Genomic DNA, 8,677 nt, shown 5'->3' on the forward strand with positions numbered 1-8,677 from the left:
ATAAACATTTAATGTGGTGCGTCATTAGGAGTAAGTACTTTGGTAAATGATAATGATCCTAAGATCCATTTATTTTTCTCTTTTATATATACTTCAGTCACAATAAATGGATTGATAACTTCATTACCTCCAACGACAGCCAGTAATGTAATTCTGTTTAGAAGTATAGCCGTATTCCCAATTATATTTACTGACACTTCATGAATATCTGCTTTCTTATAATGAATTCCTCCACTTTTAATGACATTGATTTCTTGGGTTTTTCCCCAACTTCCTCCCATGTGGACAAAAACAGATTTATCATCAAACAAAGGTGTAAGTTTATTGACATTTTTATCAGCCATCCATTGCCATTTGTCTTTAGAGAGCTGAATAACTTCTTGTTCTTCAGTAGCATTCTGTGCAAAGGACTTGCTTACAAATACAGTGAGTATAAGTAATCCAAATAGTAACTTTTTCATATTATTATTTTTTAGATAGTTTATTATTTTTGAATCTGATGGTTATCTCGTACACTGCTGAATGTTAAGGCTAAAAGTTTCCAGTTTTTCCCTTGTTTTTGATAGACTTCTGTTACAGTAAATTCAGTGGAGACATCGTTCCCCCGTACATTGGCCTCAAGTGTAATTCGGTTCCAGACGATTGCTGTATTTTCGAAAATTTCTATTGCTACATCATGAACTTTGGTATTCTTATACCAAATTTTACCCGTTTTAATAATGTCAAGTTCTTCATCCTTTTTCCAGGTACCACTCATATGAACAAATTTTGATTTGTCATCAAAGAGTGCTGCAAGTTTGTCGACATTTTTATCGGCCATCCATTGCCATTTTTCTTTAGAGAGTTGAATAACTTCTTGTTCAGCTACTGAATAACTCTTAGTAACAGTACTTGTTGTATTTTCTTCTCCAAAAGAATACTGGAAACTTACTGCAGCTATGAGAACCATAATTAATTTTTTCATCTGATTTAATTTAAAGTTAAATTGTAATTACGATTTTTAATTTCCGTGTTATTTTTTGAATGGGGCTTCCACGTCAGAAAAAGCTTGGACAAATGAAGGTAACCGCTCTCCCAAAATTGGAATAGCATCCAACTGTTTATTGAATTCCATTAATTCAGAGGCAGTAAATTTTACATTTTCAGCTCCAATATTTTCGATCATATGTGCCATCTGCGTCGTTCCTGGAATTGGTACAATCCAAGGCTTTTGTGCCAGTAGCCAAGCCAGCGAAATTTGGGCTGGAGTGGCTTGTTTTTGTGCTCCCCAGTTTTTTAATAAATCTACGAGTGCCAAATTGTGTGGCAGATTCTCTGCCGAGAAACGAGACTCATTCGCTCGAATATCACCTTGAGCGAAACGTGTGCCTGCATCAATTGCTCCTGTTAAAAAACCAACTCCCAACGGACTCCAAGGAACGAATCCTATACCTAATTCTTGGCAAAGTGGTATGATTTCTTTTTCTGGCCCACGCCATAACATTGAATATTCATTTTGAATGGCCGCAATGGGATAAATTTTATGTGCCCTTCTTACGGTTTGAGATCCCGGCTCAGATAATCCGTAATGCAATACTTTACCTTCCTTTATCAAATCCTGAATAGCCCCAACTACATCTTCAATAGGAACATTAGGATCTACTCGATGTTGATACAATAAATCAATTCTGTCGGTTCGAAGTCTTTTAAGCATTCCTTCCACTACCAATTTGATGTGCTCCGGACGACTGTTTAATCCAGGTAATCGCTTGCCTGTTTCCTGTTCAATATTCCAGCCAAACTTTGTTTCGATTACTATTTTATTTCGAAAAGGGGCTACACCTTCTCCAAGAATTTTTTCCACTTCAAAAGGACCGTAAGCCTCGGCAGCATCAAATAGTGTAACTCCTTTATCAAATGCCGTCCGAATGATATTGAGCATTTCCGGGCGAAAGGGAACTGTAGTCTGGTAAGTTCGGCTCATGTTCTGAACACCCAGCCCTATACTGGAAACTTCAAGCGAGGTACCAAGTTTGCGCTTGCCAGGAACGGGCTGTAATAAGTTGTCATTATGAAAAGGTTTAATTTCCGAGTTTGAGGATAAAGCAAAAGAAGATAAAGGTACTAATGCACCTCCTGCAATTGCAAGTCCTGCAGTTTTTAATAGTTTTCGACGATTCATAATTCTATTTTTAATTAGATAAAAGTTTTAATAATTATAAGTCCAGTTTTCTTTCACTCAACCATTTTGCCATATTTGGATCCCGGTGGTCAAAAAACAAACTTGCTTTTTTGTCCAGAGTCTGAATTTTCTTCATATCCTGTGCCGAAAGCATAAAATCAAAAACATTGAGATTCTCAAGCATTCTTTCTTTACGAACTGATTTTGGAATAGCAACAATATTTCTTTGAATCAACCAACGAAGAATAATTTGTGCAACACTTTTATCATGTTTATTGGCAATACCCATCAATAAATTATTGTCAAAAATGTTATTTTTCCCTTCAGCAAAAGGGCCCCAGGATTGAATTTGCACATGGTTCTGTTCTAAAAAATTTTGAGATGCGAGCTGTTGATGAAACGGATGCGTTTCGATCTGGTTAATCGCAGGTGTGAAACCACTATTTACAATAAGATCTATTAATCTATCGGGATGAAAATTGGCTACACCAATGGCTCTGATCTTTCCTTGTTCATGTAATTCTTGCATGGCCTTCCATGAACCAAATACATCGCCATACGGTTGATGAATCAGATACAAATCCAGATAATCCAGCTGCAACTTGTCTAAAGATTTTTGAAAAGCAGCCTTTGTTTGCTCATATCCCGCATCCTGTACCCAGAGCTTGGTTGTGATAAATAACTCTTCCCGGGCAATGCCACATTTTTTTATTGCATTTCCAACAGCAGTTTCATTTTGGTATGATGCAGCTGTATCTATTAAACGATACCCACTTTCAATAGCATCCAGTACAGCTTGCTCACATTCCGCTGCATCTGGTATTTGAAAAACGCCGAAACCTAAAATTGGCATTTCAACACCATTATTTAATTTAATATTGAACATATTACAATCACTTTAAAGTTTTAAATTATTCTTTTACAGCAAATTTCAGAACTAAATACGAGGGCAATGGTATACGGATTACTGAATCTCCTACCAAGATTACTGATTATAAACAAACAGCTATTTAAACTAATCTTAAATACCTAAATTTGTGTAATAAACAACAAAAGACATGGAACAAGTATTTAACTTTGAGACCATTAACGACTACAACGTTTTTAACAATCATGAGACATTACATCCTTTAGTAAGTGTGATTGATTTTTCTAAAGCAAATCCAAGAACTGGTTCCAAAATGAACTTTGGGCTTTTTTGCATAGTTTTGAAACAAGTGAACTGTGGAGACCTAAAATATGGCCGTAATTATTACGATTATCAGGAAGGAACCTTAGTGTTTATTTCGCCAGGCCAGACAATTGATGTAGAAAACAAAGTAGATTATTATCAGCCCATAGGGCATGCATTGGTTTTTCATCCAGATTTAATTCGTGGCACATCGCTTGCAAAAAGTATTAATGATTACAATTTTTTCAGCTATAACACCAGTGAAGCTCTTCATTTATCCGAAAAAGAAAAACAGCTTGTCTTTGACTGCTTCGCAAAAATCGAAGCTGAATTAAAACAATCTATTGATAAGCACAGCAAAAAACTTATTGCTTCCAATATTGAGCTGTTTTTGAATTATTGTGAAAGATTCTATGACCGTCAATTTATCACCAGAGATACTACCAACAAAGGAATTCTTGAAAAATTCGAAGAATTGTTAAATGGTTACTTTTCTTCTGATAAACCTAATATTTTGGGATTGCCTTCTGTTGCTTATTACGCAGCAGAGCTTAATCTATCTGCCAACTATTTTGGCGACCTGATTAAGAAAGAAACCGGAAAATCCGCTCAGGAGTACATCCAAAATAAAATCATTGACGTGGCGAAAAATAAAATATTTGACTCCTCCAAAACAATTAATGAAGTCGCTTATGAACTGGGATTTAAATATCCGCAGCACTTTACTCGTTTCTTTAAACAGCATGTTGGTAATACACCTAATGAGTATAGGAGCTTGAATTGATTAAAGCACTTATACTATTTTACAAAAAGAAGGCAGTTTCAAATTAAAAACTGCCTTCTGCTGCTATAGTAGTATTAAACAATTATAAAGGGGTATAATTAAAATTTTTAAAAGTTACACTTCCCTTGCCAATTGAACAAAGAGCAATTCTAAGGCCTAAAAAGCCACTCAGCGCATTATGGTTATAAGAAGAAACTTCAGCTGAATTCTCTGTTTTAAGCCACTGCTTGCCATCAAGACTGTAGAACATATCCACATTATTGTTTATATTTTTAAGTAGAAGGTACACATGTCTTTTATGCACTTTTTTTTCTGTTTCAAATTGCCATCCCCTAAGATTTGACAATATGTTTTCCTGATCAGCCAAAATTCCCGAGTAGTAGCTTCCGTTATAGAAGAGTACCAGTCCACCTACTGCATTACCTTCAATTTCCATCTCTACGTCAGCAGTATAGGAATGACCTGAGGGTACAAAAACTAAAGGTGAGCTGTCACCTACTCCGTTTCCTTTACCATTAATTGTAAGACTGTTATTAGCTAATTTAAAACGAGAATTTTCTACCCCTTGAAAAAATTTCCATTGTGGCTTAAGAGTACTACCGGAAAAGTCATCGCTTTGCGAAAAACGAGCCACTTCGGTTCCTTTAGGTTTTGTAATGGGCTTATCAGTCTGGATAGTATCAGGTACTTTATACCATCCATCTTTAGTCCACTCCACTGGCTGTAAAAGAGTTTGGCGCCCTAAATTATAAAACCCTTTTTCATAGGCATGTAGCACCATCCACCATTTGCCGTTATAATCTTCAAATACGGTACTGTGTCCTTTCGACCACCAGCGCTCATCGCTGCTTTGAGTCCTCACTACCGGATTGTACGGAGAATTTTCCCATGGACCGAATGGGGTTTTAGAACGTGCTGAAATAACCAAATGACTTGTTGAAGGTCCTGCGGTGCCGCCCTCGGCGACAGTTAGGTAATAATAGTCGCCTCTTTTAAAGAGTTTTGGGCCTTCCATACAAAAACATTCAATAGACCATTCTCTTGGAATTGCCCAGCCATCATAAGCATGTTTTACTGCTCCGGTTGTTGCCAGACCATTTTTGGATAAACCAATATAATCACCATTGCTGAAATACAAAAAGCGGTCACCTTTGTCATCTGTAACATGACCAGGGTCAATATTGCCAATTTTAAGGTCTATGGGATCGCTCCAAGGGCCTGCAATATTATCAGCAGTAACTACAAAGTTGGTTTTATTGGCTGGGAAATAAATGTAATATTTGCTATTGTATTTTACCAGATCAGGCGCCCATACATCCCCAACATATTTTTGCAGTGCACTAACAACAGGTGTCCAATTGATTAAATCCTGTGAATGCCATATTGTAAGTCCTGGATAGTAATCAAAAGATGAATGTACTATGTAATAATCCTTGCCTTCTCTCAGTAAACTAGGATCTGGGTAATCCCCTCCGAAGATAGGATTTTGATATGTTGACTTATTGGTTGATTGCGGCTGGTTTTGTGCTGAGATTTTAATTGCACAAAACAATATGATCATCAAAAATAATAACTTTTTTTTCATTGGTTAAAGTATATAGATAGAAACACAAATATACAATTTGCAGGTAACTTATAGTCTTTTAAACCATAAGAATTCATACTGTAACTACATCTAATATTATCAATCAATAACTCCATCAGCAGCAGTTTAAGAAAAAATCTTAAACATCGATTTATAGATCTTGTCATAATTGATGAAATTTTCTGATCTATTAGCACTATTTTCTAATCTCTTCGCTGCTTCCCCCTCCTTTTTGTATTCAAAGAACCTGTATGCTTTTGTCTTATTTCAGGAGCAAAGGTAATTCCGTGTTCTTAACGCAATAGCAAGGCCGGGCCCTGCGGATTTGCCAAAAAATCTCCACCCATCCGGGTTGTATTTTTTGTCAAAGCCTTGCCATTGCTAAACACTAACCTTTTTATGCTCATGAAACAAAACATAGCATACTCCGGCTCTTTAGACGAATAAAAAAAATGTCAGCAATGAAAAATAAAATAGTAGAAATGGTAATGATGAAACAAAACAGCACCTCCTCTCATTGCCAAATAAATAAAATTTAAAAAAAATTAATTCACTAAAAAAAGAGAAATCATGAACATTATCGGAAGAGTGACAAAAGATGCGGAGGTACGCACATTGTCTAACAGCAAACAGGTAGTAAACTTTTCAGTCGCAGCCAACGACAGCTACCGAAATAAAGCGGGCGAGCGTATAGAGCAGACAACCTACTTTGACTGCGCCTACTGGATTAGCGCAAAAGTAGCGACAATACTCACTAAAGGCACTCTTGTAGAACTCACAGGCAGAGTAAGTGCAAGAGCGTGGACAGGGAATAACGGAGAAACACACGCAGGTCTGAACTTCAACACCTCGCTAATCAAAACGCATGGTGGCGGTAAAAAATCGGAAATGGTACAGACTGCCACAGGAACAAACACTGACAAGCCAGAGAACGACCTCCCATTTTAACAACTAGCATCAACAATTTTTTAAGCTTTTAAATCATTTTATCATGGCACATAATATCAATTTCAACGAGAAAACAGGAAACTATTCATTCTTTAGCGTAAACCAAAAAGCGTGGCACGGTTTAGGGCAGATTGTAGAGCAATACCCAACAAGTGAAGAAGCCATAAAACACGCAGGCTTAGACTATGAAGTCATCAAAACACCGATATATACAAAAGGTTCGGGCATTATTGAAACGGCAAACGGTATAGAAATAGGCAGTAACGAACTGCACGTTCCCAACTACTTTGCCAATATCCGCACCGATAACAATGCCGTATTGGGTGTGGTAGGCAAAGATTACCACATCGTCCAAAACCGTGAGGCGTTCAATTTCTTTGATGCTATTGTAGGAGGTGACGAGGGTATTCTCTACGAAACCGCAGGAGCATTAGGACAGGGCGAACGCATATTTATCACAGCCAAACTGCCCGATTATATCCGAGTAGGCAATGGCGATGATGTTACGGAAAAGTACATTTTCCTAACCACTTCGCACGATGGCAGTGGAAGCATAACAGCAGCCTTCACCCCTATCCGCATTGTTTGCCAAAATACCCTTAACGCCTCGCTTCGTAATATGAGCAACGTGGTACGCATCAAACATACTTCGGGAGCAAAACAGCATTTGGAAAATGCCCACAAACTTATGGGCTTGGCGGATACCTTAAGCACACAGTTAGAGGGAATATTTAATGAATGGACTAAGGTAAGAGTTACAGACAGAGAAGTAAAAAAGCTAATCCAATTAGCACTTTGCCCTAACAAGGAAACATTGGATTTGCTCAAAAAGGGTGCGGAAGATGAAGTTTCCACCGTGTTTAAAAATGTGGTGCAAGATGCCTTTGCATACGCTATGACAAGCGATACCCAACAAATGGATACAACCAAAGGCACATTGTTTGGGGCGTATAATGCTGTGACAGGCTACTACCAAAATGTACGCAGTTACAAGGATGATGAAGCCAAGTTGCAAAGTATTGTAATGGGTGGAACGGCTCAACTCAAATCACAGAAAGCATTTGAATTATGTACTGCCTTTTCAATAGACGGTGCGGAAATCTTAAATCTCAATTAATAATTACAGGCGACTGCCTGCACAGGTGGTCGCCTATTTAAAAATCGCAATCATGACAAAGGAAAATAAGGACAAAAACGAATTTGCAGACTACCTTTTTAACCAATTTGTAGAAGCAGAACGCAGAGACAAACAAGATTGGTCGTTGAATTATTGGAACGTTTTAAACCAATATGCAGAGATTGAGCTGTCTGAGGAGGAACACTCTGAAAAAAGATTATACGTATTTAAACTTGATATTATAATTAGGGAAGCTATGACAGGCTGGAACACACACCTATTGATACTGCGTGGAAAAGAAGCCGAGCAGGATTACAGGGAGAGAATGGAAAAATATGAAGAACGCTTACGTGCCATTGGACATGACGAAGCTACAATTAAACAAATGTTAGACTATAAAATCAAACTAAATTATGGAAACGACTAATTTTTTCAATCAGATAGCACAAATGGACATACAAGGAGATTTACACCTAACCATAGCAAAGGGAGCAGAAAACAACCTTATTGTGTCGGTTATACTCAAAAACGAACAATGCGGAGATAGCGCAAAACAGCTGATACCACCACTTAATCTTAGGGGAACGGCAGAAGAATTGGACGAGGGATTTTTTCAGCAGATAACAACTCCTTTGCAAACGGCTTCAGGTTTAATGGTAAATATGGAAGCCTTTATGAAACAATTGGAAGAAGCTAAAAAGCAATCGGCAATGGAGAAAGAAAAAACCGAAAAAGAGAAGAAAGAACAGGAATCCAAAGATAAGAAGTTTAATGATGGTATGGCTGGAAAAACCGGTCAAATTGACCACCACTTTCCAGTGTAAATTGACCACCAGTTCCGGAGCAAACTGACCACCACTTTCCAGTTCAAATTGACCACCTAATTTCGGGGTAAATTGATTATTAAAAAC

At 37.5% G+C, this 8,677-nt stretch carries 10 protein-coding genes; 5 read left to right on the forward strand and 5 right to left on the reverse strand.

Annotated features, from left to right (window positions below):
- Positions 1-8 precede the first annotated feature (8 nt).
- The 4 genes from KZH69_RS09300 to KZH69_RS09315 all read right to left on the reverse strand — a co-directional run bounded on the left by KZH69_RS09300 (position 9) and on the right by KZH69_RS09315 (position 3,047).
- The gene (locus KZH69_RS09300) at positions 9-461 is read right to left on the reverse strand and encodes a nuclear transport factor 2 family protein (RefSeq protein WP_219317155.1); all 453 of its coding nucleotides are present in this window, start codon (positions 459-461) and stop codon (positions 9-11) included.
- Positions 462-484: 23 nt separating this feature from the next.
- Positions 485-949 carry a nuclear transport factor 2 family protein gene (locus KZH69_RS09305; RefSeq protein ID WP_219317156.1) on the reverse strand — a complete coding sequence of 155 codons (465 nt, stop codon included), beginning with the start codon at positions 947-949 and terminating at the stop codon, positions 485-487.
- Positions 950-1,012: 63 nt separating this feature from the next.
- Positions 1,013-2,161: an aldo/keto reductase gene (locus KZH69_RS09310; protein ID WP_219317157.1), complete on the reverse strand. Its 1,149-nt coding sequence runs from the start codon at positions 2,159-2,161 to the stop codon at positions 1,013-1,015.
- 34 nt (positions 2,162-2,195) lie between these two features.
- A complete protein-coding gene (locus KZH69_RS09315) occupies positions 2,196-3,047 on the reverse strand; it encodes an aldo/keto reductase (protein ID WP_219317158.1) in 852 nt (283 codons plus the stop codon).
- A gap of 172 nt (positions 3,048-3,219) precedes the next feature.
- On the opposite strand from KZH69_RS09315, the gene KZH69_RS09320 reads away from it, so the two are divergent.
- Positions 3,220-4,116, forward strand: coding sequence for a helix-turn-helix domain-containing protein (locus KZH69_RS09320; RefSeq protein WP_219317159.1), 897 nt, complete (start codon positions 3,220-3,222; stop codon positions 4,114-4,116).
- Positions 4,117-4,198: 82 nt separating this feature from the next.
- On the opposite strand, the gene KZH69_RS09325 is transcribed toward KZH69_RS09320, so the two are convergent.
- Positions 4,199-5,701 (reverse strand): family 43 glycosylhydrolase, encoded by a 1,503-nt coding sequence (locus tag KZH69_RS09325; RefSeq protein ID WP_219317160.1) that lies wholly within the window; start codon positions 5,699-5,701, stop codon positions 4,199-4,201.
- 570 nt (positions 5,702-6,271) lie between these two features.
- Here KZH69_RS09325 and KZH69_RS09330 point away from each other — a divergent pair.
- Genes KZH69_RS09330 through KZH69_RS09345 form a run of 4 tightly spaced genes read left to right on the forward strand, consistent with a single transcriptional unit; the run spans position 6,272 to position 8,590 of the window.
- The gene (locus KZH69_RS09330) at positions 6,272-6,649 is read left to right on the forward strand and encodes a single-stranded DNA-binding protein (RefSeq protein ID WP_219317161.1); all 378 of its coding nucleotides are present in this window, start codon (positions 6,272-6,274) and stop codon (positions 6,647-6,649) included.
- Positions 6,650-6,692: 43 nt separating this feature from the next.
- Positions 6,693-7,766, forward strand: a complete 1,074-nt coding sequence (locus KZH69_RS09335; protein WP_219317162.1) for a DUF932 domain-containing protein — start codon at positions 6,693-6,695, stop codon at positions 7,764-7,766.
- 52 nt (positions 7,767-7,818) lie between these two features.
- Positions 7,819-8,193: a hypothetical protein gene (locus KZH69_RS09340; RefSeq protein WP_219317163.1), complete on the forward strand. Its 375-nt coding sequence runs from the start codon at positions 7,819-7,821 to the stop codon at positions 8,191-8,193.
- On the forward strand, positions 8,180-8,590 hold the full coding sequence (locus tag KZH69_RS09345) for a PRTRC system protein E (protein ID WP_219317164.1): 411 nt from the start codon (positions 8,180-8,182) through the stop codon (positions 8,588-8,590). The genes KZH69_RS09340 and KZH69_RS09345 overlap by 14 nt, the downstream gene beginning before the upstream one ends.
- Positions 8,591-8,677 lie beyond the last annotated feature (87 nt).

This window comes from Flavobacterium taihuense, from assembly GCF_019351435.1.
Lineage (GTDB): Bacteria > Bacteroidota > Bacteroidia > Flavobacteriales > Flavobacteriaceae > Flavobacterium > Flavobacterium taihuense.

Bases quoted from the DNA above. Each gene is read 5' to 3' on its own strand.
- KZH69_RS09300 (WP_219317155.1), bottom strand. From the start codon at position 461: ATGAAAAAGTTACTATTTGGATTACTTATACTCACTGTATTTGTAAGC.
- KZH69_RS09305 (WP_219317156.1), bottom strand. From the start codon at position 949: ATGGTTCTCATAGCTGCAGTAAGTTTCCAGTATTCTTTTGGAGAAGAA.
- KZH69_RS09310 (WP_219317157.1), bottom strand. From the start codon at position 2,161: ATGAATCGTCGAAAACTATTAAAAACTGCAGGACTTGCAATTGCAGGA.
- KZH69_RS09315 (WP_219317158.1), bottom strand. From the start codon at position 3,047: ATGTTCAATATTAAATTAAATAATGGTGTTGAAATGCCAATTTTAGGT.
- KZH69_RS09320 (WP_219317159.1), top strand. From the start codon at position 3,220: ATGGAACAAGTATTTAACTTTGAGACCATTAACGACTACAACGTTTTT.
- KZH69_RS09325 (WP_219317160.1), bottom strand. From the start codon at position 5,701: ATGAAAAAAAAGTTATTATTTTTGATGATCATATTGTTTTGTGCAATT.
- KZH69_RS09330 (WP_219317161.1), top strand. From the start codon at position 6,272: ATGAACATTATCGGAAGAGTGACAAAAGATGCGGAGGTACGCACATTG.
- KZH69_RS09335 (WP_219317162.1), top strand. From the start codon at position 6,693: ATGGCACATAATATCAATTTCAACGAGAAAACAGGAAACTATTCATTC.
- KZH69_RS09340 (WP_219317163.1), top strand. From the start codon at position 7,819: ATGACAAAGGAAAATAAGGACAAAAACGAATTTGCAGACTACCTTTTT.
- KZH69_RS09345 (WP_219317164.1), top strand. From the start codon at position 8,180: ATGGAAACGACTAATTTTTTCAATCAGATAGCACAAATGGACATACAA.